This is a genomic window from Streptomyces sp. NPDC046335 (genome assembly GCF_055587985.1).
The window spans coordinates 404,975-425,404 of sequence record NZ_JBVJFF010000006.1 but is presented as its reverse complement, the minus strand read 5'-3'; the positions used below and the strand labels follow the sequence as shown (position 1 = coordinate 425,404).

Here is a 20,430-nt window from a genome sequence, read left to right as displayed (position 1 = left end):
GCGTATGCTTCCCTTGATGAAGGGTGGCGCATGTGAGTATCGATGACCTGATGCACGGCATCGACGAGCTCGCCGAGGCGCGCCCCGGCTACGACAAGGCGGCGATGTACTACGAGGGCTCCGCCCCCGAAATCTTCGCCTCCAGCCGCATCCGTGCCGCCCTGCGCGCCAACGACATCGACTTCGACCTCAACTTCGCGAAAACGCCCGTCAATGCCGTGGCCACCCGCCTGAAGGTCGCATCGATCACCAGCCCGGACGAGGCCACCAACACCCTCATCTCGAAGATCTGGCAGGACAACCAGCTCAACCTGGAACTCCCCGACCTCGTCCGCAAGGCAGGCGAGTTCGGTGACGCCTACCTGATGGTGCTGCCCGTCGAGGACGACAAGGGCAACGCCGTCCGGGTCGAGATGTTCTACAACTCGCCGCAGACCGTGCGCGTGATCTACGACGAGGAGAACCCGCGCCGCAAGAAGTTCACGATCAAGAAGTGGTGCGACGGCCCCTACCTGAGGGCCGAACTCCTCTACGACGACGGCATCGAGCGCTGGACCACCGGCAAGCACTCCACCGGAACGGACGCCGGCGACTGGAAGCCGTGGACCGTCGAGCCGGAGCCGGACGAAGCGGCCCCCTCCGAGCCGGACCCCGACTCGTGGCTCATCACGCACGACTGGGGCGAGCAGCCCGTCTTTCATTTCCGCACCGAACGCCCCTACGGGGTGCCTGAGCACTACGGCGCCTACGGCCCGCAGAACGCGATCACGAAGTTGCAGGCCACTCACATGGGGACTGTCGACTACCAGGGTGCCCCCCAGCGCTACGCACTCACCGAGGCTGCCACCACCGACACCTCCGACCTGGAGCCCGGCGACTGGGACGACGCCGACTTCCCCGAGGACACCACCGGCCGCGGCCCTTCGGACACCGGTGATGACAGCAGCTTGAAGGCTGGGCCCGGTGAGATGTGGCTGCTGAGGGGCTACAAGGCGGTAGGCCAGTTCGACGCAGCGAACCCCGAGGTGTTCCTCGGTCCGATCATGTTCAACGTGCGGGCGATGGCGCAGATCACCACCACTCCGCTGCGCATGTTCGACCCGCAGTCTAGCCAGCGCTCTGGCGAGTCCTACCGCGAAGAGGACGGCCCGTTCACCGACAAGATCGAGAACCGGCAGACCTCCTACGGCGCCAGCCTGCACGCCGCCTTCACCTTCGCCCTCAGGCGCCTGGGCATCCCCGACCCGGTCATCACCGTCGACTGGGTGCCCGCCCGCTCCGTCACCGACAAAGAAGGGTGGACGACCGTCGGAGAGAAGATCAGGAACGGTGTGCCGCGCAAGCAGGCCCTGATGGAAGCCGGATACCGGGCCGAGCAGGTCGACGAATGGTTGGAGGGCGTCGATGACGCCGAGCTGACTCGCCGCGTCGACATCCTTGCCACCGTCGCCGACTCCGCCCAAAAGCTCGGCGCAGCCGCCGCCCTCGGCGTCATCGACGACGCCCAGGCCCAAGCCCTCCTCAACGGCGCCCTCTCGGACATCGAGCTGCTCGCCGGAGTGCAGGAGCGCACATGATGGCCCGCCGCCGCGCCACCAACGAGGAGCTAGCCGACCTGGTGCAGGGTGAGCAGACCGACGCCGCCCGGGAACTCGAGGACCGCGTCGCTGCCCGCGCCCTGGGGGATCTCGACAGCCGGTTCGCAGTCCTGTCGCTGCGGTCGATCACCGCCTGGGTGGCCGCGTTCGGGAGCGTCCAGGCCGAGGCCGGCGACCCCGCATCGCTGCGCCGCATCCTGACCACTGTCCGCAGCGCGATACGTCGCTTCCTCGGCCCGCTCGCACCGCGCGCACAGCAGGCGCTGGACGAGGCGCTGACGGAGGCCGTGCTTCTCGGCGCACGCCAGCACGCGGTGTTCGTAGAGGAGGCGTCAGCTCGCCGGGCGCGGCCAGCCACCGCCCGGCCCTCCCGCGGCCTGCGCCGTCGCGCGGCGGCCATCGGCGCCGCCATCGCGGAGCGCCGCGACCGGGCACTGGACATGCTCCGCCCGCAGCGTGCACGACGCTGGTCCGACGTGCAGGCAGGCATCGGAGTAGCCCAAGGTGCCCTGCCCGCAACCCGCGCCCACATTGCCACAAGCATCAACGAAGCCGTCAACGAAGCCGCGCAAGAGGCCATCGACGGTCAGGGCGGCCAGAAGCTGTGGATCGCCGAACGGGACGCCTGCGTCAACTGCTCCGCCTACGCCGGGATGACCGTCGCAGCGGACGCCGACTTCCCCGCCGGGCTGTCCTGGGATCCCAACCAGCGAGGCCGCGGGCAGGCACTCCCCGCCCCGCCGAAGCATCCGAACTGCCGCTGCCGCATCACCGCCTGGCAGGACGACTGGGCCGTCGAGGGCGTGCCGTCATTCCCCGAGTCCCTGCGCCGCGAGGCGCGCCGCTCCATCGCCCGAGGCCACTCCCTTCCCACCGAATCCGGCGCCTCCCGCATCCGGGCCGCCCGCGAGCTCCTGCGCACCGGTGCAGGCCTCCCCAAGAGCGTCGAAGAGTTCGCGGCCAGTGCAGTCGCTGCGGGCCGCTTCGCCAACCGTGCTGTCCCGACAGGCCCGTGATGGGCACTCCGTACCCCGTGATGGGAGCATCATGAACACTCCTCCCCGCCGCGCGATGGTTCGCGCAGCCCGTATCAGCCTGCCGCCCCGCACCCTCATCGGCTATGTCGCAGGCCGCCCCGTCTACAACATCGCCGGGGGCGCTGCAGACACCGACGACATGGACGTCGAAGTCGACGACGCCCTCGATGACGAGCCCGAGCCGCAGCCGGACGACGACGCCACAGAGCCGGAAGATGAGCCGAAGCCGAAGCCTCCCGCCAAGAAGGCGGCGGAGCCGAAGCCCGGCGACGACGACTACCTCGCGCCTTCCCGCACCGAGTGGGAGCGCACGCAGGTAGCCCTCAAGAAGGCCAACGACGACGCGAAGCGCCACCGCCTCCGCAACAAGGAGCTGGAGGAGAAGACGCGCGCGGATGAGACCGAGCACGAGAAGGCGCTGCGCCTGGCCCGCGAGGAGGGCGAGGGGAAGTTCCGCGCGCCACTCGTCCGGACTGCCGCCCGCTCAGCTCTGGTTGAGGCGGGGGCGCTCGCCTTCCTTGCGGAGGAGAAGGAACCCGAGTCGGATGAGGCCCGCAAGAAGGGCGAGTCACGGCTGACGCGGCTGATGAAGCTCCTCGACACCGACGGGCTGGACGTGGATGGGGACGGGGTCGTGTCGGGCCTGGAGGCGGCCGTCGATGATCTGCGCCTCGACTACCCGGAGTTGTTCGCCACCCCCGCGCGGAAGCCCAAGGCGCGGCCGACTGGAGCACCTCGCCCGCCGGCCCCGGACAAGCCCAAGTCGGCGGCGGAGAGGCACGCGCTGCGGGCCCTCGGTAAGGCTTGACATTCCAAGGTATATTTGGCTCTAGCTGATCGATTCGGTGATCGAATCGACTAGTGTCCTTTGATGCGAAGGCGCCCGTGATGGGGCCAGAGCCCACCAGCACCCCCATCACGCCGCCCGCAGGAGGGCACAATGGCCCGAAATACGTTCGAAGCCTGGATCCCGGAAGAGTACGACTCCGAAGTCATCCAGCGGATCACCCAGACATCCGTCGTCGAGGCCGTCGCCAACCGCCTCCCCATGACGTCCGACACCCGCCACGCCCCCCGCTCCGCAGGCATGGGCGTCGAGGTCATCGACAAGGGCGGCGCCTACGGCGAGGACGTCTCCCTCAACGACGACGTCACCCTGACGGCGAAGAAGTTCGGCAAGGTCGTCCGCATCGCCGAAGAGGACATCAACGACGCGCTCCCCAACACGCTCGCCGTGAAGATGAAGGACTGGGGCATCTCCTACGCGAAGATCCTCGACAACGCCTGCTTGGGCGTCACCGCCGTCCCCGGCGCGGGCGTGCCCTTCCAGTCGCTGTACAGCCTGCTCAACACGACGGATGCGACGCTCGGCTACACCGCCGCCGACAACATCACCGTGGCCGCTTCCGGAGGCGTCACCTACGACGACTTCTCCGACACCATCGGCGACGTCGAAGCAGGCGACTACTACGACCCGGCCACGATGCTCGCTGTCGCGCACCCGGCATTCAAGAAGTCGATGCGTGGCATCAAGGATCTCCAGGACGACCCGATCTTCATCGAAGGTCTCGCCGGAACACCCGACACGATCTTCGGTGTGCCGATCCGCTGGTCCCTCGGCGCCCGGCTCCACGCCACCGCCACGTCTGCGCCCACCGGCCGCCCGATCATGGCGTTCGTCTCCACCGACCTCATGCTTCTCGGTATCCGCTCCGGACCCGAGTCCGTGTTCATCGACGGCCGCGACGGCACGTCGGCGCTCACAGACGAATCGCTGCTGAAGATGCGCGCCCGCCGCGGATGGGCCTACGGCCACCCCGCCGGCGCTTCCATCCTCGTCGGCTGACCTCCACCTCCCCACCCCTGCACCGCCCCTGTGGCTGGACGGAGCAGGGCCACCGGAAGGAGGCAGCCATGGCAGCACCGAAGAAGACCGCCGTCCGCGCCAAGCAGTTCCCCGCTAAGGAGGGGGAGCCGGAAGTCGAGGTCGATGAGCGGTCCGCCGACGGCTCCGCAGGGCTGCGGTACGTCAAGGAGTTCGTCGTCCTCAAGTCCTGGCCTGCCGGTGACGAGGCTGACGCGCACAAGGCGAACGCTGCAGCAGTAGCCAACGAGGCGATCCAGCGCGGCCTCCACCCGCGCGGCGAAGCTCGCTTCGACGGCTCCGAAGCTCACCCGGACGGGCACTCGCTGACCCTCACCTACAGCGTCGAGACGGTCCCGTCGTCCATCGACACCGAGCCGGGCGAGACCACCACCCCGCGCGACGTGCTCACCGGCAGCAAGAGCGAGGACTGATGGTCGACGCCTGGGCCACCCCGCAGCAGGTCACCGACATCACCGGCGCCACGGTGAGCGATGTCCAGCTGTCGCAGGCTCAGGCGTCGATCGAAATGTTCTCCAACCGGATCTACCCCGACACGGACCGGATGCGCACCCGCGACCTGTACTGGCTGCGCATGGCCGTCGCCTACCAGGCCGCATGGATGCTCGGCCAGTTCGACCTGCACACGCGCATGGACGCCAACCAGGTTCAGCAGGACGGCATCGTCGCCAGCCTCGACCCGCGCGCCATGTCGCTTGGTCCGGAAGCCAAGCAGGCGCTGCAGCGCTGCTCGTGGATGCGCTCCCGCACCATCCACGTGCAGTCGCCGTTCGAGAGCGCCGGCCGTTACAGCAACGTCCTCGCCGAGTCGGCCGACGAGCAGCAGCAGTGGACGCCACTGGCAGGTGGCGCATGAACCTTGCCACCACCCGCGTCAGCATCCTCGGCGGCACCAGCACCGACGCGTTCGGCGACGAGACAGACGGCTCCATCGCCCTGCAGTCCGGGGTCCCCGCCTCGCTGATCGAATCCTCACGGCAGGCCTCCGAGCCGGTCACTGGCCTTCCCCGGATCGTCCGCACCCACGTCTGCCGCCTCCCGCCCGGCACCGACATCGACGAGACCAAGCGGCTCCTCGACGAGACGACCAGCGAGATCTACATCGTCGTCGCCGTCACCCGCAACGCCAACCCGGTCCTCGCGCAGCCGCTGCGCGTGGACCTGAAACGCACAGGACGAGCCGCGTAGCTCCGACATAGACCACCGCCCGACCGGCACCAACGGCCCGTAAACGGCCCGCCGCCACGGCATTAGCCCGCCGACGTAGAGGAGGTGCAGGGCATGAGCGTCACGTTCCGGCTCGACGTGAACAGCCGTTGGCCGGCAGAGCTCACCGTCGAGATCGCCCGCTACCTCCGCAAGCTCGCTCGGCAGATCCAAAACGATGTCGAGCGGATGGCCGCAGTCAAGACCGGCAAGCTCCGCGCCTCCGCGTACCACGAGGTGAACGGGCTCACAGCCCGTATCGGCGTCCGCAACGTCGACTACTGGAGCACGGTCGAGTTCGGGTCCGGCCCGCACATTATCCGGCCTCGCAACAAGAAGGCCCTCCACTGGCCGGGCGCAGCGCACCCCGTAGCGTTCGTCAACCACCCCGGCACCCCGGCTCAGCCGTTCCTCCGCCCTGCCCTCTACCGGCGACGGGGGGCTCTGTGATGGCGGTCATCCAGCGCGCGAACTCCGAGCTCGTCACCGTCGCGTGGCTGCAGGGCGCCGCAGGGGTGGAAGCGGGGCAGGTCGCCACGACCCTCCCCACTGACGTCTCCACCTGGACCGCCAACGGGTTCGTGCAGGTCTGCCCTGTCGCCGGAGGCAGCCCGCAACTGCACTACGCACTGCGGGAGCCCGTCATCCAAGTCGACTGCTACGCAGTCAATCCGAACTCCGGCAAACCCCCGTGGGGCAAGGCCGCCTCGCTCATGGAACTCGTCGTCGCCGCGACCTACGACGAGGAGCGCATGCAGCGCACCCTCACCCTTCCCGCCGGCTACCCGCAGGCCCGCGTGATGACCGCCCACCTGATGTCGGAGCCGCGCCGGATGCCCGGCGACGAGGCCTCCTACGCCCGCTATGTGGCCGACCTTGCCTTGCACTGGATCACCCTCTAGGAGCGCCATGCCGACCGTCCGCACCACCATCCAGCCGCACGTGGTCCTTGAGGTCTCCGAGGCCGAGTACCTCGACCTGTATCGCCAGGGCCTCCTCCTCGAGGACGTCCCTGCGGTTCCTCCTGCCGCCGCACCGGCCAAGTCCCCTGCCGTTGTGAAGAGTAAGGAGTAAGGCCATGGCCGTCACCACCACCAACCTGATCATGGGGCCGGGGACGCTGTACCTCGCGGACTTCGGCGCGACCGAACCCCTCGACACCGTCGTCAACACCACGCCGGCCGCCTCTGCGTGGACGGACCTGGGCGGTACGCAGGACGGCGCGAAGCTCACCATCGACCAGACATACACCGACCTCGAAGTCGACCAGATCGTCGACGTCGCTGGTGCCCGCCTCACCAAGCGCCTTTTCACCGTCGAGACGAACCTCGCCGAGCCGACGCTGGAAAACCTGAAGTTCCTGCTCAACGACGGCACCGCCGCATCCGGGGCGGGCTTCAAGTCCTTCGAGCCGATCTACGCCAGCTCCGCGACACAGCCCACCTACCGGGCCGCGATCCTCGACGGCTTCAGCCCCAACCAGCTCCGCAGGCGGTTCATCATCCGCAAGGTGCTGTCCAGCGACAAGGTCGAGTCCACGTACAAGAAGGACTCGCAAACCCTGTTCACCGTCAAGTGGTCGGGCTTCTACGTCAGCTCCGTCATCGCCCCCTTCAAGTTGATCGACGAAACCTCCTAGGAGCCACCCGTGACCACCCGAGCGCCCAAGACCCGCACCGCTCCGGTGCCCGCCGAAGAGGGCAGTATCCCCGCCTTCACCACCAGCGACAGCCCCCCGCCTGAAGAGGTTCGTGAGCCGCTGTTCACCGTGGACGGCGAGGAGTTCACCGTCCCAAACATCCTCGACGAGCGGATCACCTACCTCGCCATGAACAAACTCCGCACCGAGGGCGTCGTCTTCGGCGCCATGTACCTGCAAGAACTCGTCCTCGGCGCTGACCAGTTTGCTCGGCTCGTCGCCCTGTACGAACAGCGCAAGCTCACACCCGAGCAGTTCGATCAAGTCGGCAGCCTGATCAACAACCTGTTCTTCAAGAAGGTCAAGGACGAACCGAACACGGCGGGAAAAGCCTCTGCCGACTCGTCGACCAGCTGACCGCACACAGCTGGATCCTCGACCACGAAGAGGACGTCGACGCCGACTTCCTCGCCACCTACGGCATCGACCTCGACACCACCGTTGTCGGCGCCAAACGCTTCCTCGCCCTAGCCAACCGCCTTCCCCTCTACGAGGGCGCTGTGGCCGCCGCCGCAGCCGCCGAACAGCCCGCACAGGCAGCCGCACCTGCCGACACGGACGCCCCCCAGGAGGTGTCCGTCGACGCAATGAACCTGCTGATCCCCGGCCTGATCGAACGCGTGGAGGTGTAGGAACCGATGTCCTTCCTCGTCGCGTCCGGCCATGTCGAAGTCGAAGCCAAGACCGGCGACGCCGTCCGCGACATCAACCGCGTCGTCTCCGCGCTACGCGACATCGGCCCCGCCGCCACCACAGCAGGCACCGCACTCAACCAGCTACGCACCCGCGCCACGGTGACGGTGGCGTGCCGGGTGGTTCCGGCGGCGACTTCGACAACCGGGCCTGCGGCGGTGGTGTACTGCTCCCCGTCATTGGTACGTGCCTGCCGCCCAGGTTCCGTATCGGCGAGGTGCCGGGCCACGTCACGGCTGACCGCTGCGATGAGGGCCCGCGACAGCATCCGCCGTCCGTCCGGCAGCCGCACGACCAGCTTCGTGGGCCGCCCGGCAGACCCGGTGTAGCCGACGACCTGCGCGTCGACCGTCTCACTGTGCCGCAGCTTCCGCCACGCCGGGGTTCGCCCCGCCCGGTACGGCGACTCGGCGCGCTTCGCGACGACGCCTTCGATGCCCTGCCCGGCGAGCTGCTCGATCCAGGCGCGGGCCACGTCCGGGTCGTCGGTGGCGGGCACGGCTTGGATGGGCGGCGGCTGCCCGGCGAGCACATCGAGGAGCGCAGCACGCCGCTCCAGATAGGGCCTGTCGCGGAGGTCGACGCCGGCGAGCATGAGGCAGTCGAACGCCGCGAAGCTGGCTGGGTAGCGGCTGACCAGGTCGGCGAGGCGTCGGCCGCGGGCGGAGGCACGGGAGCGGACCGCACCGAAGTCCATTCTTCCGTCCCGCCAGATCACGGTCTCTCCGTCGAGGACTGTGTCCGGCGGCAGGTCCATGCCTGCGGCGGCGAGGTCGTACCACTGCTCGGTGGCATCGCGCCCGGACCGGGTCTGCACGCGCACCGTGTCCCGGCGCCACAGGACGCCCCTGTCCCCGTCAAATTTGGGCTCGTACCACCAGCCGTCGCCGACGGGCAGCGTATCCACGCGCTCGGCGAGGGCAACCACGACCGGGTACTCCACGGTCAGGGCGTCCACACGTCGGGTCCGCCGCCCCGCCATTCGATGAGCGCGGAGCGGACGACGTCGACCTCGTCGAAGGACTGCAAGCCCGCTTCCTGCATGAAGCGGACGATGTCCTGCACGCTGTAGGCGCGTCCGAGGATCGTGCCGTCGATACGGACGCGGCGGCTGCCGTCCTCATCGGGCGGGTAGATCACTACGGGCATGCTGGACGCCATGCTGCCAGCGTGACGGTGCACTGGGCTGGGCGCACGCCGGGCTACTCCAGGACGCCGAGCGCGGTGTCGGGGCGGCAGTGCATACACGCCCGGATACCGCGCGCCAGCTCCCACCGCGCCTCGTCCCGCGTGATCGGGCGCCGGCGCTTCCCCGCGGCGTGGCAGTCCCCGCGGTGAATCTCGGCGGGCGGGCTGCCCTGCCCGATCCCGAGCTCGACGATCCACTCCGGGGCCGGCGGTCGGGCCTGCTCGCCGCGGACCTTCTCTGCCTGCCGCTGCTGCTCCTCGGCGATCCACTTCTCGACCTGGCCGAGCTGGTGACGGAGGAAGCCCTCGACGATGCGGAGCTTCTCCAGGCGCGACGGCTGCGGCAGATCGGACATGTGTTCGAGTCTACGACGGCGGGAGGCCGCATGTTCACCACTGTTGTCAGTGCCCGCCGCTAGCCTGGGGTCATCTATCCGCGCTGTGGCTGCAGCGTTGCCGCCCCGCCCCTCTGATGCAGGGGGCGGGGTGCTCGGCCGTTGTGGGCCAGATACCCCTGCTTCGCAGGTCAGGACGTCACTCTGCGGTGTCCGCAAAGTGATCAAGCCGCGTCGACCACCGGCTAGGAGCCTGCCCCGTTCCGCTGGACCTTGGCCAGGCATACGTTGCACAGCGGGGAGGATGGCCGCCCGGAGGTCGCGTTGCCGTACTTCTGGGCCTGCCGCTCGCACTGTGCGGTGGCGCACGGCCCTGCTCCCTGGATCGGGGGTTCGTAGGTGACCTCAGGTGTGGGCGTGCTCATCGCGGCAGAATCCTGTTCTGTTCGGGATTCAACAGGATACGTCGAGCCGCTCACGCCGCCTCAACGATGCGCCCCCGCACCGCCTCCGCCCGCGATACTGCCGTCCACTCCGCGACGAGCACCTCGTACCGGGCCCGCGTCTGGCCGTACAGCCAGCCGCCCGTCTCGGCGAGGAGCTCCCGGATCTCGTCGTTCACCACCGCGGCAGACCGCGCGGAACCACACACCGGCGGAGTGGGGATCATGGACCATAGTCTAGGTGCCGGGTCTGACAGACCACAGAGTGCGGTGTAAACGGCATATGGCGATCATGCGCCGAGAGCGTCCATCAAGTGATCGTCGAGATCGGCGACCCAGTCCTCGCGCCGCCACGGCCGCAACTCCTGCCGGGCCCTCCGCAGCCGGATCGCAGGCACCCGACCACCCGTCGCAGACGCCGCCCCCACACACTCATGCAGCAGGCTGGCAGCCTCCCGCGGCTCACCGAGCCGAATCCGTGCCAGCGCCTGATCCGTCGTGACGATCGCCCGCTGCACCTGCTCCCGCGGCGCCGACAACGCCTCCGCCGACCGGGCGAACCGGTCATGCGCCGCCGCAGGATCGCCGACGTACAGCTCACACACACCCTCGAAGCCGCGAAGATGACCGGGCGAGAACGACGTGGCCGCCGGATCCCCGACGTGCGCGGCTTCCAGGTCGTACCAGGCCAGACCCAATGCGGCCTGCGACTGCCGCTCCTGCCCTGCCCGCGCCGCGATCTCCGCCTGCAACGCATGCGCACGCGCCCGCACCAGCGGACTGTCACCCGACCGGGCCGCACGCACCGCCTCATCCACCAGCAGCCGCGCAGACTCCAGACCCTGCACCGAGTACAGAGTGACCAGGGCGTGACTCATGTGGACACCGGCCCGCCGCCACGGATCCTCCAGCAGGGCAGCCTCCCGGCTGGCCTCCGCATACAGGGCGCGCGAAGCGGCATCATCACGGGTCTCGAACGCCAGCCTGCCCGCAAGCGCGGACGCCGAGACCGCGGCTTCCCGCAGGCCGGACTGGAGCGGGTCCGGCACCGGACCCGCAAGCAGGCGACGGCACGCCTCCACCGCAGGCGCCAACATCAACTGCAGCCGCACGAATGGCAAGGTTCCCACTTCGGCGTTCACGTCGGAGACGACCGACACCAGCCCGGCCACGACGTTCTCATCAGTCCGGGACGGATCGGCGAGCGCCGCGGCGAGACCCGACTGCGCACCGGGCGCCATGAAGGCGAGCATGCTGCCGCCGGCGTCCGTCACGGATCGAACCAGCAGCGACCGCAACTCCGCAATCCGCCGCTCGCTCTCCCCGAACAGGCGCAGCGCTGCCAGGAACTCCGCGACGTCGGAGCCCGCACCGAGGGACAGGTCACCGGCGGGCGTGTGTGCGTACAGGTGGGCGAGGAGCAGCTGGTAGCGCTCGTCCGGCATCGTCGGCCTGGCCGACTCCCAGCGGGCCACCGAGCGCTGAACGGATGCGACCGCAGGCAGGTGCGGTTGGTGGAGCTCCGCGGCGTATTGGTGGAGCGCGCGGGCCACGTCGGACAGGGACAGGCCGCGGCGGTGTCTCAGCCGCTTCAATACGGCAGCTCCTGCCGCTCTGTCGTCCATACCGGTCATGGTGGCGCAGATGCCGTCTACACGGGCACGATCAGCCGGGGTTTCCCCATATCGGATGTGTAGGTGAGGGTCTGCCACGTCCCCGACAAGGGTTCACCGCCGTGCGGGAAGCCGATCGTCATGCCGCTGCGGTCGACCATCCACCGGTTGCGGGCATGGTAGGCGGGCGACCGCAGCTCCGGCGCCCTCAACTCGACGATCTCCCTGATGCGGTCCCGGGTCCGCGCGATGGCCTGCCGCGCCTCGGCAGGCTGCTGGTCGACCGTGCCAGGTACGACGACGGTGATCTGCGCGGCCGTGTTCCCCGCGAGCCAGAGCAGGGACATGCTGTCGATACCCTTCGCCCCGCCAATGTAGAAGTGGCTGTCGGCGAACGGGCCCAGGTAGTCGGCGAACAGCCGGGCGTACTCGTCGAGGCTGCGATGCCCGGTGCTGCGCGTGCCTGTGATAGCCACCGTCCGCATCAACATCAACTCCCTGTCATAGGTTGTCATATCCCGCCCCCACCAGCGGCATTGAGATCGTCAAGGCGTGGACATCGACGACCTGCACCGCCTCGGCAAACACCTCGAGCATCGTGGCCTTCACGTAGCGGCCTGCGACCCCGAGCTCCGCCTCCATGTATCCAACCCCCTCAACTCGCGCCTCGGCGAGGAGATCACCCTCGCCGGAGGCCGGTACGTCACCAGCTTCGACTACGAGATCGGCGAGCAAGGCGACGAGCACGCCTGCGCCGAACGCATCGCCCGCCTCCTCGCCGTCGGAGCCGCGCCATGACCGGCCCAAGCCCGAACCATGGCAACCCGGTCGCCGACAGCGCTGAAGACGTCGCGTACCGGGCCCTGCTCGACCACCTCGCGCCGAGCCGCGATGCCCTGAAGGGCTGCATCGCATGCAACGAGGGGCGGTGCCCGCGCGGGAATGAGCTGCGCGCGGCTGTACGCGAAGCGCGGCGGCAACGGTGATCTGCGCCCGCCGCCATCACCGCGATCCTGCGGGATTAGCCGTATACGAGCCACGACATTCACAGCCAGCCTGCGTGCGGGACGGTGTGTGCACCTGGTTTGCCCGCCTGCGGATCGCGAAGGTGACCATGCGCACACGTAGCGTTCATGGCTCTGGCCAGCGGTTCTACGGTGGGTGATCAGTTCGCACGGGGTGCGAACAGAACGCGTAGATGTGCAGTGCAACAGGGTTCCGCATGGCTCAAATATGCATTTAGATAGTCAATTACTAGTCAAGCCCTGAGTGCCCTGCCCAGACCCCGCGAGGCATCCAGTCAGCCCTGCAAGCGGATCCGCCACCTGTCCATAGGCAGGATCAGATCCGAGGTCTCTACGGGGGTGCCGTGTACATCGAGCCGGGTCCGAATTACGCGGAAGGCCAGCGTGTCCACCAAGAGACCCAAAGCGTGAGCCTGTTCCGGCCCGAGGCGCACCGTGTCGAGCTCGGCCGCGAACGCCGCATGGGAGCGGCGCTGCCCGCACCACCAGGTGCTGGCGAGCATCCCCGACCGCCCACCGGGATCCAGGCACTCCATGGACTCGTGGTGGAGCAGTGTCCGCACAGTGACACCCAGCCGCTCGGCCAGTTCCTTCGTGGCGAAACGCGGGCGCGTATCGGTGGTCTCGCAGGAGTAAGGCCATGCGGCATCGATGTCCGTAAGAGTGCGCACGGCAGGAGGATGCGCCACAACAACACGCTTGCGCTCCTCCCCTTCAAGGACTCCAGTCCTTCGGAGGAGGTCGTAGGCGAGACGCATCGTCTGTTCATGGACGCCATACGCGGCGGCTAGAGCCGCGCGGGAGGGGAGCGCTTGGCCCGGTCGCCATTCGCCGGCGTTGATGCGGCGACGGATGTCGTCAGCGATGCGGCGGTAGCGCGCGACTGGCATCCGGTCCCCTGGCGTCGATCACGGTGATCATGACGTGAGGTCCGAAGTTATGAAGCCGGGCCCTGACTGGATATATCCAGAGGGCTTACGGCTGTTCGGCTTATGCCAGGAGCAACTGCACAGAGAGCTTCAGGGCTACGGGTTCAGGTACCAACGGCCCTGAAGGGGCCGCCGTCGGCCCGTCGTACCCCATCAACGGGTTCGACGACGGCTCCGATCGACGATCACCGTCGACATGCATCAATCCGAACGAGTGACCTGGTTTCCGTGCTGCAGGCGGACGTCTCTCGTTGGCCCTAACGGCCGGAGCCGGACCTGACAACGCCTCCAAGGGTGCACAGGGTCCGGCTCCGGTTCTGCGTGTTTACTAGGCCCACTGCCCGCACGGAAGGTCTTTCCGGAAGCGGAGCGCTCGGGTGGGAAACGAATGGGAACCGAAGCAGCCAACCAGAGCATAATCAGGACCAACTAGAGCCCAACCGGAGTGACGAATGGCGAGGTCAGGACGATGACGACCAGCGAACATCAAGGCCTGAAGATCGGCTGCATCGGACTCGGTGACATCGCGCAGAAGGCGTATCTGCCCGTCCTCACCACCCGGCCCGGGGTCGAGCTGCACCTGCAGACGCGCACGCCGGCGACGCTCGCCCGGGTCGCGGGCGTCCACCACATCCCCGACGCCCGCTGCCACACCGACCTCGACTCGCTGCTCGACCAGGGCCTCGACGCCGCGTTCGTGCACGCGCCGACCGCCGTGCATCCGGAGATCGTCGGCCGGCTGCTCGAAGCGGGCGTCGCGACGTACGTCGACAAGCCCATAGCGTACGAACTCGACGAATCGGCCCGCCTCGTGCGGCTGGCCGAGGACCGTGGCGTGAGCCTCGCCGTCGGCTTCAACCGCCGTTACGCGCCCGGTTACGCCCAGTGCGTCGAGCATCCGCGCGAGCTGATCCTGATGCAGAAGAACCGCGTCGGCCTGCCGGAGGACCCGCGCACGCTCGTACTCGACGACTTCATCCACGTCGTGGACACCTTGCGCTTCCTGGCGCCGGGGGAGATCGACCACGTGGGTGTGCGCGCCCGGGTCGTGGACGGTCTCATGGAGCATGTGGTGCTACAGCTCGCGGGCGACGGTTTCACCGCGCTCGGGGTGATGAACCGGCTGAGCGGTTCTGCCGAGGAGATCCTCGAGGTCTCGGGGCAGGACACGAAGCGGCAGGTCGTGAACCTCGCCGACGTCATCGACCACAAGGGCCAGCCCAGCGTGCGGCGGCGTGGCGACTGGGTGCCGGTGGCCCGTCAGCGGGGCATTGAGCAGGTCGTCATCGCCTTCCTCGACGCCGTGCGGGCGGGCAAGGTCCTCAGTGCCCGTGATGCGCTGGCGACCCATGAACTGTGCGAGCGCGTGGTCCGTGCGGCTCAGGAGCAGGGCGCCTGAGCGACCGGGCGCCCTCGGCCGCGCACAGGACGGTGATCACCACGAGCGCCCCGTGCACGGGCCAGTCGCCCCACTTGACGTACGCCGTCGTGCCCTCGGCCAGCGGCACGTCGTAGACCTTGGCGGTGCTCGCCGAGGTGCCGAGGGGGGCGCCCGCGCGGGAGCCGTCGGGGCCGTAGACCGCCGAGACACCGGTGAGCGTGGCGTGCACCATCGGGCGGCCCGTCTCGGCGGCGCGTACCGCGGCGAGCGAGGCGTGCTGCTCGGGGGCCCAACTGGACTGGAACGACGAGGTGGCGGACTGGGCCAGCAGCAACTGTGCCCCGTCGCGGGTCAGTTGGCGGCTCATGTCGGGGAACGCCGACTCGAAGCAGACCAGTGGCCCGACGCGCAGGCCGGGGCCCGCGTCCATCAGGACCTGGCGGTCACCGCGCCTGCGGTCCTCACCGGCGGCCTTGCCGACGGAGGTGGCCCAGCCGAGCAGGGAACGCGCCGGTATGTACTCGCCGAACGGCACGAGCCGCATCTTGTCGTAGCGGTCCCCTGTCGGGCCTTCCGGGCCCACCAGGACGGAGCTCTTGAAGATGCCGGGGCGGTCGGAGCGGCGGGCGTCGACGTTGACCAGCAGGTCGGCGTCCACCTCGCGGGACAGCGCGGCGAGGCGACGCGCCACGTCGGGCCGGTCGGCGAGGTCGAATCCGACGCTGCTCTCGCCCCACACCACGAGGTCCGGGTCCTCCTCCGCCAGGTCCCGAGTCAACGCCTCCTGCCGGTCGAGCCGCTTCTCAGCCCCCGAGACACCGTTCATGACACCGGGCTGCACGACGGCGACCCGGACCTCCCCGGCGGCCTCGGGACGCGGAGCCCAGACCGACGCAGCCACGGCGAAGGCGGCCACGGCGAGGATTCCGGCGAAGGCGGGGAGAGCGGTGGCGGCGGCGGTGGCGGCGGGGCGTGCGGCTGTACGGGGTGCGGGTGCTTGCCTGGCGGCGGCTGGTGGCGTGGGGGCGGTGGGCTTGGGTGTCGCGGGGCCTGTGGGTGCTGGTGCTGCGGGGTTTGTGGGCTTGGGTGTCGCGGGGCCTGTGGGTGCTGGTGCTGCGGGGTTTGTGGGCTTGGGTGTCGCGGGGCCTGTGGGTGCTGGTGCCGCGGCGTCTGTGGGCTCGGGTGCCACGATGGCCGTGGACCTTGGCGTCGGGATGCTGTCCGGGGACTGTGGTGCCGCGATGCCCGCGGGCTCTGGTGTCGCGGGGTCCATGTGCTCGGGTGTCGCGCGGTCCGTGGGCCCTGGTGTCGCGGGGCACGGGGGCTCGGGTATCGCGGGGTCCGTGGCCCTCGGTGTCGGGATGCTGTCCGGGAGCCGTGGTGCTGCGATGCCCGTGGGGCCTGGCGCTGAGGCGTCCGTGGGATCGGGTGCTGCGATGCCCGTGGGGTCTGGTGCCGAGGCGTCCGTGGGGCCTGGTGCCGAGGCGTTCGTGGGCTTGGGTATCGCCATACCCGTGGGCCTCGATGCCGCGATGCTGCCCGTGGACGACCTTGGTGTCGTGATGCTCATGGCCCCCGGTGTCGGGGTGCCCGTAGTCGCATCGGGCGAGGTCGGCCTGCCCGGCGCCGTGGTGTCCTGCCCCGAGGTCTCCATGCGCGAAGCCGCCCCACTCGCCCCCCTGCGTGCCTCCCTACGCGATGCCACCCGCCCCGCCAGGGCCAGCACCAGCAGCGTCACGGCCACGTTCACCACCACGACCAGCGCGCTGACCAGCCACACTCCGCCCACTGACGCGAGCCGCAGCGCCGACGGCACCTGCCACTGGCTGGAGCCCAGCAGACCCCAGGGACCGCCCAGGTTCTCCCACGACCGCGTCAGTTCGACCATCAGCCAGCCCGAGGGCAGGACCACCAGGGATGCCGTGGACCGACCCGGGGACGGCGCGCCGCCGAGCAGGCGACGGACCAGCCAGCCCCACGGCGCCCACAGCAGGCCCAGCAGCGCCGCTATGACCACCGTGAAGACATGCAGGCTCGGCAGCAGCCAGTGGTGTACGGCCACCATGAAGCCCAGGCCGCCGAGCCAGCCGTCCAGCATGGCCCGCCGGGCGGTGGGCGCCGTGCGGGTCAGCAGTATCCAGGGGACCAGCGCCACGTACGCGAACCACCACAGCGACGGCGCGGGGAAGGCGAGGGCAGGGAGCGCGCCGGTCAGGACGGCCAGGCCGCCACGCCACCGGCCCGAGGCAGCCGGAATTCCCCGGGCAAAAGCCTGGAACCGGCCCCGCCGGGCGAAAGCCTGGAACCGCTCCGGCCGGGCGAAAGTCCGGAACCGGTCCCACTGGGCAAGAGTCCGGGTCCGGTCCCATCGGCCCCGCCGGTGCCACCGATCGCCGTCGCCGAACAGATCCATGCAGCGCCTCCCTCGATCCCGCCGCCTGCCGGAATCCCAGTGTGCGCGCCCTTGACGATCTAGAACAGGGGGTGTCCGCTGGGGGCCGCGGGCTGGGGGAGTGGGTCAGCCGGCGGCGGGAGCCTCGGCGGGCCGCTCGCTGATCCGGCGCCACTTCTCCTCCACCGCCACCTGCCGCAGCCGCCAGCCGGCATGGGTCCGCTGGAGCGTGAAGACGTACCGCCCGCCACACTCGAAGTCCGGCGCCGTGGACTTCTGGGCGCCATCGCGGTCGGGGAACCGCATGGGGTTCAGATAGTCGGCCTGTACGCGTGCCGTGTCGCCGACGTCCTGGTCAAGGGTGCCGAACTCCAGCTTCCGGTTCACGATGAGGTGCTGGCGCACCGGGAACATGCGCATGGTCTCGGCCAGCCAGGCCGCGACCTCGTCGGCGCCTCCCTCGATGCCGCCCGCCGAGCGGTAGTCGGCACGTCCTTGGGGAGCGAAAAGCTGCTCGTAGGCGCTCCAGTCGCCGTCGTCGACCGTCACCGCGTACTCGGTGATGAGGGCATCGATGGCCAACCGGTCGATCACGGCGGCCAGTTCCACGCGCTGCGTCATCGGCTCAGTGTTGGGCACGGGCGGTGCCGAGCCAAGGGGTGTGCAGGAGTGGCGTGCAAGAGTGGCGTGCAGGAACCGCCGCCCGGGGTGGGAGCGGTGCCCGGCGCCGGGGACCGGCTAGGCGGCCTTCACGACCTCCGCGCGGACGGCTGCCGCCCACTCCGTCACCAGTCTTTCGTACTCGGCGCGCTGCTCGGCGGAGAGGCGTCCGCCGGCGCGCAGCCACAGGCTGCGGATGCGCTCGTTCAGTTCCACGGAAGAGCGCGCGGAACCATGAGGTGGTGGGGTTAAGGGCATGACGTCAAGCCTAGGGGATGGCTACGACAATCGGAACTGTCAGCTACCGAACACCTCCGCCAGGTGATCGATCGAGGCTGATTTGCCTCAGGTAGCCGCCCGCAAATCCGTATGGAACGGTGTAAAACGACTCGGGTGATGTGACGAAACCTTGCCTGGTCCGTACCGAGCCCCGCTGAGCCCTACCGAGAGAGGTGGCGAGATGTCGTCGAAGCGACGCCGCAAGAAGAAGGCCCGCCGCAAGCACGCGGCAAACCACGGAAGCCGCCCTCAGTCGTAGGCCGTCCGGGCGTCACCGCTGGGCGGGGCGGTGGCGCCCGCCGGTCCAGGCGTCACTCTGCCTTAACATCCCCCTCACATGGCGCATGATGCTCCTTTCAGTACATGCGCCATCCCTGGGGGGATCATGCACAACCGCACCGCCATCGCCGCGCTCATCGTCGGCACCAGCCTGCTCGCGCTCACCAGCTGCGGCCCGGCCAAGGACTCCAGTACGAGCACGAGCACGAGCGCCAGTACCAGCGCCGGTACCAGTGCCGACACCGACAAGCCCGCCGCCGAGAGGGCGGACGGGAAGGCCGAGACCGCCGCACTGCCCGACATGACCGGCAAGGGCTTGCAGTCCGCGCAGGACCAGGCGCAGGCGGCCGGCTTCTACGGCCTCACCTCGCACGACGCGCTCGGCCGCGACCGCATGCAGGCCTTCGACCGAAACTGGAAGGTCTGCTCGCAGACCCCGAAGCCGGGCGAGCACCCGACCGACGTCAAGGTCGACTTCGCCACGGTCAAGCTTGAGGAGACCTGCCCGGCCAAGGACGCCGGCGCCGATGAGCCCCAGGCCGCAGGCGCGAAGATGCCCGACTTCAAGGGCAAGGCCGTCAAGGTCGCGCGCGGCGCTCTCGACTCCGGCACCAGCATCACCGTGAAGGACGCTTCGGGGCAGGACCGGTTCATCCTCATGGAGTCGAACTGGCAGGTCTGCGGGCAGGAGCCTGCCGCGGGCGCCAAGCTCGACGGTCGGCCTGTGACGCTCAGCGCGGTGAAGTTCGAAGAGTCCTGCTGACGCAGCGGTGAACCGGCGTGACCGTCATCGCGCCGCGCTGCGCCGCGTCGTGTCATGGCCATGGCCGTACCGGTGGCCATGGCCGTATAGGACACTTGTGCGGCAACGGCACCGCCGGGTCAGGTATCGCGGACTCGGGACAGGTGCGGACGACGACCGGCGGCAGTGCCTCCGATACAGCGTGGAGGAGGCGTGGGGCCGCGTGGCTGACCTGTACCGCAACTGGGCGGAGCTCGCCGAGGCGGAGGCCGAAGGCGTCGACTACCGGATCCACTCCGCCGGCCCGGCCGGGGCGACCTGGGTGTCCATCGCCATCCACGGCGGTGCCATCGAGGCGGGGTCCGGGGAGATGGCCCGTGCGGTCGCCGGGACGTGGATGCGGTACTACGAGCTCGACGGGGTGAAGGACGCGGGCAACGCGGCCCTGCACATCACGTCGACGAGATACGACGAGCCCGGCGCCCTGGCGGCGGTGACGACTGCCCGCCACTGTCTGTCCTTCCACGGCTACCGGGGCAGCGGCGAGGTTCCCATGACCGCGATCGGTGGCCGGGACGCCGAGCTCGTCGCCCGCGTGAGCCGCAACCTGCGGGCCGCTGGTTTCGTCGTGTCCAGCGCGGCGAGCGATATCGCGGGCACCAGCCCGGCGAACATCTGCAACAAGACGCTGTCGGGCGGCGGCGTGCAGCTGGAGATGAGCCGGGCCCTGCGCCGCAGCTTCTTCCCCGGCGGGGATCTCTCCGCGGAGATGCGCGAGACCGACGCCCGCACGGAGTCCTTCCACCGCTACGCCGCCGCGGTCCGGGCGGCATGCGGCGGCCGCACCCTGACCTCACCGGGCGGCAGGCAGGCCGGCACGATCAGGGTCAGGGCGGCACTGTCCGTGGACAACGCCGCCGCGCCCCAACAATCCCCCAAGTGGCGTTCCCCGGTTGACAGGCAGACGATGAGATGAAGGGATCGGCTGGTGATGTCGGCCGTGGATCCCGCGGCGGCGACGACTGACTCCCGGAGCATGGGCGCGA

Annotated in this window: 28 protein-coding genes; 17 read left to right on the top strand and 11 right to left on the bottom strand. The window is 69.3% G+C overall.

Features of this window, described 5'->3' with window-relative positions; translation table 11 throughout:
- Window positions 1-32: 32 nt before the first annotated feature.
- The 11 genes from ACZ6JY_RS17455 to ACZ6JY_RS17405 all read left to right on the top strand — a co-directional run bounded on the left by ACZ6JY_RS17455 (window position 33) and on the right by ACZ6JY_RS17405 (window position 7,782).
- Window positions 33-1,577: a phage portal protein gene (locus tag ACZ6JY_RS17455; protein WP_469196844.1), complete on the top strand. Its 1,545-nt coding sequence runs from the start codon at window positions 33-35 to the stop codon at window positions 1,575-1,577.
- Complete coding sequence (locus tag ACZ6JY_RS17450; RefSeq protein WP_469196843.1) at window positions 1,574-2,614, top strand: hypothetical protein; 1,041 nt, start codon at window positions 1,574-1,576, stop codon at window positions 2,612-2,614. The genes ACZ6JY_RS17455 and ACZ6JY_RS17450 overlap by 4 nt, the downstream gene beginning before the upstream one ends.
- A gap of 31 nt (window positions 2,615-2,645) precedes the next feature.
- Window positions 2,646-3,443: a hypothetical protein gene (locus ACZ6JY_RS17445; RefSeq protein ID WP_469196842.1), complete on the top strand. Its 798-nt coding sequence runs from the start codon at window positions 2,646-2,648 to the stop codon at window positions 3,441-3,443.
- 132 nt (window positions 3,444-3,575) lie between these two features.
- Window positions 3,576-4,481 carry a phage major capsid protein gene (locus tag ACZ6JY_RS17440; RefSeq protein ID WP_469196841.1) on the top strand — a complete coding sequence of 302 codons (906 nt, stop codon included), beginning with the start codon at window positions 3,576-3,578 and terminating at the stop codon, window positions 4,479-4,481.
- Window positions 4,482-4,549: 68 nt separating this feature from the next.
- Window positions 4,550-4,933, top strand: a complete 384-nt coding sequence (locus tag ACZ6JY_RS17435; protein ID WP_469196840.1) for a hypothetical protein — start codon at window positions 4,550-4,552, stop codon at window positions 4,931-4,933.
- Entirely contained in the window at window positions 4,933-5,376 is a 444-nt protein-coding gene (locus ACZ6JY_RS17430) for a hypothetical protein (RefSeq protein WP_469196839.1), read from the top strand. The genes ACZ6JY_RS17435 and ACZ6JY_RS17430 overlap by 1 nt, the downstream gene beginning before the upstream one ends.
- Complete coding sequence (locus tag ACZ6JY_RS17425; protein ID WP_469196838.1) at window positions 5,373-5,708, top strand: hypothetical protein; 336 nt, start codon at window positions 5,373-5,375, stop codon at window positions 5,706-5,708. Before ACZ6JY_RS17430 ends, ACZ6JY_RS17425 begins: the two co-directional genes overlap by 4 nt.
- A 93-nt stretch (window positions 5,709-5,801) precedes the next feature.
- Window positions 5,802-6,176 (top strand): HK97 gp10 family phage protein, encoded by a 375-nt coding sequence (locus tag ACZ6JY_RS17420; protein ID WP_469196837.1) that lies wholly within the window; start codon window positions 5,802-5,804, stop codon window positions 6,174-6,176.
- Window positions 6,176-6,628, top strand: coding sequence for a hypothetical protein (locus ACZ6JY_RS17415; RefSeq protein WP_469196836.1), 453 nt, complete (start codon window positions 6,176-6,178; stop codon window positions 6,626-6,628). Before ACZ6JY_RS17420 ends, ACZ6JY_RS17415 begins: the two co-directional genes overlap by 1 nt.
- Window positions 6,629-6,804: 176 nt before the next feature.
- Window positions 6,805-7,365, top strand: a complete 561-nt coding sequence (locus tag ACZ6JY_RS17410) for a phage tail tube protein (protein ID WP_469196835.1) — start codon at window positions 6,805-6,807, stop codon at window positions 7,363-7,365.
- A 9-nt stretch (window positions 7,366-7,374) separates the two neighbouring features.
- Entirely contained in the window at window positions 7,375-7,782 is a 408-nt protein-coding gene (locus ACZ6JY_RS17405; protein WP_469196834.1) for a hypothetical protein, read from the top strand.
- 130 nt (window positions 7,783-7,912) lie between these two features.
- Here ACZ6JY_RS17405 and ACZ6JY_RS17400 read toward each other — a convergent pair whose 3' ends face one another.
- The 7 genes from ACZ6JY_RS17400 to ACZ6JY_RS17370 form a co-directional block, all read right to left on the bottom strand.
- Complete coding sequence (locus tag ACZ6JY_RS17400) at window positions 7,913-9,076, bottom strand: ATP-dependent DNA ligase (protein WP_469196833.1); 1,164 nt, start codon at window positions 9,074-9,076, stop codon at window positions 7,913-7,915.
- Window positions 9,064-9,279 (bottom strand): hypothetical protein, encoded by a 216-nt coding sequence (locus ACZ6JY_RS17395; protein ID WP_469196832.1) that lies wholly within the window; start codon window positions 9,277-9,279, stop codon window positions 9,064-9,066. The genes ACZ6JY_RS17400 and ACZ6JY_RS17395 overlap by 13 nt, the downstream gene beginning before the upstream one ends.
- A gap of 41 nt (window positions 9,280-9,320) precedes the next feature.
- Window positions 9,321-9,662: a DUF6233 domain-containing protein gene (locus ACZ6JY_RS17390; RefSeq protein ID WP_469196831.1), complete on the bottom strand. Its 342-nt coding sequence runs from the start codon at window positions 9,660-9,662 to the stop codon at window positions 9,321-9,323.
- A gap of 224 nt (window positions 9,663-9,886) precedes the next feature.
- Window positions 9,887-10,066 carry a hypothetical protein gene (locus ACZ6JY_RS17385; protein ID WP_469196830.1) on the bottom strand — a complete coding sequence of 60 codons (180 nt, stop codon included), beginning with the start codon at window positions 10,064-10,066 and terminating at the stop codon, window positions 9,887-9,889.
- 50 nt (window positions 10,067-10,116) lie between these two features.
- Window positions 10,117-10,311 carry a hypothetical protein gene (locus tag ACZ6JY_RS17380; RefSeq protein ID WP_469196829.1) on the bottom strand — a complete coding sequence of 65 codons (195 nt, stop codon included), beginning with the start codon at window positions 10,309-10,311 and terminating at the stop codon, window positions 10,117-10,119.
- Between the two features lie 63 nt (window positions 10,312-10,374).
- Window positions 10,375-11,709 (bottom strand): hypothetical protein, encoded by a 1,335-nt coding sequence (locus ACZ6JY_RS17375; protein WP_469196828.1) that lies wholly within the window; start codon window positions 11,707-11,709, stop codon window positions 10,375-10,377.
- Window positions 11,710-11,735: 26 nt separating this feature from the next.
- Window positions 11,736-12,182: a hypothetical protein gene (locus ACZ6JY_RS17370; protein WP_469196827.1), complete on the bottom strand. Its 447-nt coding sequence runs from the start codon at window positions 12,180-12,182 to the stop codon at window positions 11,736-11,738.
- A gap of 67 nt (window positions 12,183-12,249) precedes the next feature.
- On the opposite strand from ACZ6JY_RS17370, the gene ACZ6JY_RS17365 reads away from it, so the two are divergent.
- Both ACZ6JY_RS17365 and ACZ6JY_RS17360 read left to right on the top strand, forming a co-directional pair.
- Window positions 12,250-12,495, top strand: a complete 246-nt coding sequence (locus ACZ6JY_RS17365) for a hypothetical protein (protein ID WP_469196826.1) — start codon at window positions 12,250-12,252, stop codon at window positions 12,493-12,495.
- Window positions 12,492-12,683: a hypothetical protein gene (locus tag ACZ6JY_RS17360; protein WP_469196825.1), complete on the top strand. Its 192-nt coding sequence runs from the start codon at window positions 12,492-12,494 to the stop codon at window positions 12,681-12,683. The genes ACZ6JY_RS17365 and ACZ6JY_RS17360 overlap by 4 nt, the downstream gene beginning before the upstream one ends.
- A gap of 314 nt (window positions 12,684-12,997) precedes the next feature.
- Here the strand turns inward: ACZ6JY_RS17360 and ACZ6JY_RS17355 are convergent, their stop codons facing one another.
- Window positions 12,998-13,612: a GntR family transcriptional regulator gene (locus ACZ6JY_RS17355; protein WP_469196824.1), complete on the bottom strand. Its 615-nt coding sequence runs from the start codon at window positions 13,610-13,612 to the stop codon at window positions 12,998-13,000.
- 532 nt (window positions 13,613-14,144) lie between these two features.
- On the opposite strand from ACZ6JY_RS17355, the gene ACZ6JY_RS17350 reads away from it, so the two are divergent.
- Window positions 14,145-15,050 carry a Gfo/Idh/MocA family protein gene (locus tag ACZ6JY_RS17350; RefSeq protein WP_469196966.1) on the top strand — a complete coding sequence of 302 codons (906 nt, stop codon included), beginning with the start codon at window positions 14,145-14,147 and terminating at the stop codon, window positions 15,048-15,050.
- Here the strand turns inward: ACZ6JY_RS17350 and lnt are convergent.
- From lnt to ACZ6JY_RS17335, 3 genes are all read right to left on the bottom strand, one after another.
- Entirely contained in the window at window positions 14,974-17,445 is a 2,472-nt protein-coding gene (lnt, locus tag ACZ6JY_RS17345) for an apolipoprotein N-acyltransferase (RefSeq protein WP_469196823.1), read from the bottom strand. The genes ACZ6JY_RS17350 and lnt overlap by 77 nt on opposite strands.
- Window positions 17,446-17,550: 105 nt before the next feature.
- Window positions 17,551-18,045, bottom strand: a complete 495-nt coding sequence (locus tag ACZ6JY_RS17340) for a nuclear transport factor 2 family protein (protein ID WP_469196822.1) — start codon at window positions 18,043-18,045, stop codon at window positions 17,551-17,553.
- 117 nt (window positions 18,046-18,162) lie between these two features.
- Window positions 18,163-18,342: a hypothetical protein gene (locus tag ACZ6JY_RS17335; protein ID WP_469196821.1), complete on the bottom strand. Its 180-nt coding sequence runs from the start codon at window positions 18,340-18,342 to the stop codon at window positions 18,163-18,165.
- A gap of 202 nt (window positions 18,343-18,544) precedes the next feature.
- Between ACZ6JY_RS17335 and ACZ6JY_RS17330 the strand changes: the two genes are divergently transcribed.
- The 3 genes from ACZ6JY_RS17330 (at window position 18,545) to ACZ6JY_RS17320 (ending at window position 20,360) form a co-directional block, all read left to right on the top strand.
- The gene (locus tag ACZ6JY_RS17330) at window positions 18,545-18,622 is read left to right on the top strand and encodes a 50S ribosomal protein bL37 (RefSeq protein ID WP_466231358.1); all 78 of its coding nucleotides are present in this window, start codon (window positions 18,545-18,547) and stop codon (window positions 18,620-18,622) included.
- A gap of 126 nt (window positions 18,623-18,748) precedes the next feature.
- Window positions 18,749-19,405: a PASTA domain-containing protein gene (locus tag ACZ6JY_RS17325; RefSeq protein ID WP_469196820.1), complete on the top strand. Its 657-nt coding sequence runs from the start codon at window positions 18,749-18,751 to the stop codon at window positions 19,403-19,405.
- A 202-nt stretch (window positions 19,406-19,607) separates the two neighbouring features.
- Window positions 19,608-20,360, top strand: a complete 753-nt coding sequence (locus tag ACZ6JY_RS17320; protein ID WP_469196819.1) for a poly-gamma-glutamate hydrolase family protein — start codon at window positions 19,608-19,610, stop codon at window positions 20,358-20,360.
- The last annotated feature ends 70 nt before the right edge of the window (window positions 20,361-20,430 follow it).

Excerpts from the sequence above, each read along its gene's own strand:
- ACZ6JY_RS17430 (WP_469196839.1), top strand. The coding sequence starts at position 4,933 with ATGGTCGACGCCTGGGCCACCCCGCAGCAGGTCACCGACATCACCGGC.
- ACZ6JY_RS17330 (WP_466231358.1), top strand. The coding sequence starts at position 18,545 with ATGTCGTCGAAGCGACGCCGCAAGAAGAAGGCCCGCCGCAAGCACGCG.
- ACZ6JY_RS17435 (WP_469196840.1), top strand. The coding sequence starts at position 4,550 with ATGGCAGCACCGAAGAAGACCGCCGTCCGCGCCAAGCAGTTCCCCGCT.
- ACZ6JY_RS17425 (WP_469196838.1), top strand. The coding sequence starts at position 5,373 with ATGAACCTTGCCACCACCCGCGTCAGCATCCTCGGCGGCACCAGCACC.
- lnt (WP_469196823.1), bottom strand. The coding sequence starts at position 17,445 with ATGGATCTGTTCGGCGACGGCGATCGGTGGCACCGGCGGGGCCGATGG.
- ACZ6JY_RS17375 (WP_469196828.1), bottom strand. The coding sequence starts at position 11,709 with ATGGACGACAGAGCGGCAGGAGCTGCCGTATTGAAGCGGCTGAGACAC.
- ACZ6JY_RS17415 (WP_469196836.1), top strand. The coding sequence starts at position 6,176 with ATGGCGGTCATCCAGCGCGCGAACTCCGAGCTCGTCACCGTCGCGTGG.
- ACZ6JY_RS17410 (WP_469196835.1), top strand. The coding sequence starts at position 6,805 with ATGGCCGTCACCACCACCAACCTGATCATGGGGCCGGGGACGCTGTAC.
- ACZ6JY_RS17340 (WP_469196822.1), bottom strand. The coding sequence starts at position 18,045 with ATGACGCAGCGCGTGGAACTGGCCGCCGTGATCGACCGGTTGGCCATC.
- ACZ6JY_RS17335 (WP_469196821.1), bottom strand. The coding sequence starts at position 18,342 with ATGCCCTTAACCCCACCACCTCATGGTTCCGCGCGCTCTTCCGTGGAA.
- ACZ6JY_RS17445 (WP_469196842.1), top strand. The coding sequence starts at position 2,646 with ATGAACACTCCTCCCCGCCGCGCGATGGTTCGCGCAGCCCGTATCAGC.
- ACZ6JY_RS17440 (WP_469196841.1), top strand. The coding sequence starts at position 3,576 with ATGGCCCGAAATACGTTCGAAGCCTGGATCCCGGAAGAGTACGACTCC.
- ACZ6JY_RS17420 (WP_469196837.1), top strand. The coding sequence starts at position 5,802 with ATGAGCGTCACGTTCCGGCTCGACGTGAACAGCCGTTGGCCGGCAGAG.
- ACZ6JY_RS17450 (WP_469196843.1), top strand. The coding sequence starts at position 1,574 with ATGATGGCCCGCCGCCGCGCCACCAACGAGGAGCTAGCCGACCTGGTG.
- ACZ6JY_RS17355 (WP_469196824.1), bottom strand. The coding sequence starts at position 13,612 with ATGCCAGTCGCGCGCTACCGCCGCATCGCTGACGACATCCGTCGCCGC.
- ACZ6JY_RS17385 (WP_469196830.1), bottom strand. The coding sequence starts at position 10,066 with ATGAGCACGCCCACACCTGAGGTCACCTACGAACCCCCGATCCAGGGA.
- ACZ6JY_RS17380 (WP_469196829.1), bottom strand. The coding sequence starts at position 10,311 with ATGATCCCCACTCCGCCGGTGTGTGGTTCCGCGCGGTCTGCCGCGGTG.
- ACZ6JY_RS17395 (WP_469196832.1), bottom strand. The coding sequence starts at position 9,279 with ATGGCGTCCAGCATGCCCGTAGTGATCTACCCGCCCGATGAGGACGGC.
- ACZ6JY_RS17370 (WP_469196827.1), bottom strand. The coding sequence starts at position 12,182 with ATGCGGACGGTGGCTATCACAGGCACGCGCAGCACCGGGCATCGCAGC.
- ACZ6JY_RS17325 (WP_469196820.1), top strand. The coding sequence starts at position 18,749 with ATGCACAACCGCACCGCCATCGCCGCGCTCATCGTCGGCACCAGCCTG.
- ACZ6JY_RS17390 (WP_469196831.1), bottom strand. The coding sequence starts at position 9,662 with ATGTCCGATCTGCCGCAGCCGTCGCGCCTGGAGAAGCTCCGCATCGTC.
- ACZ6JY_RS17360 (WP_469196825.1), top strand. The coding sequence starts at position 12,492 with ATGACCGGCCCAAGCCCGAACCATGGCAACCCGGTCGCCGACAGCGCT.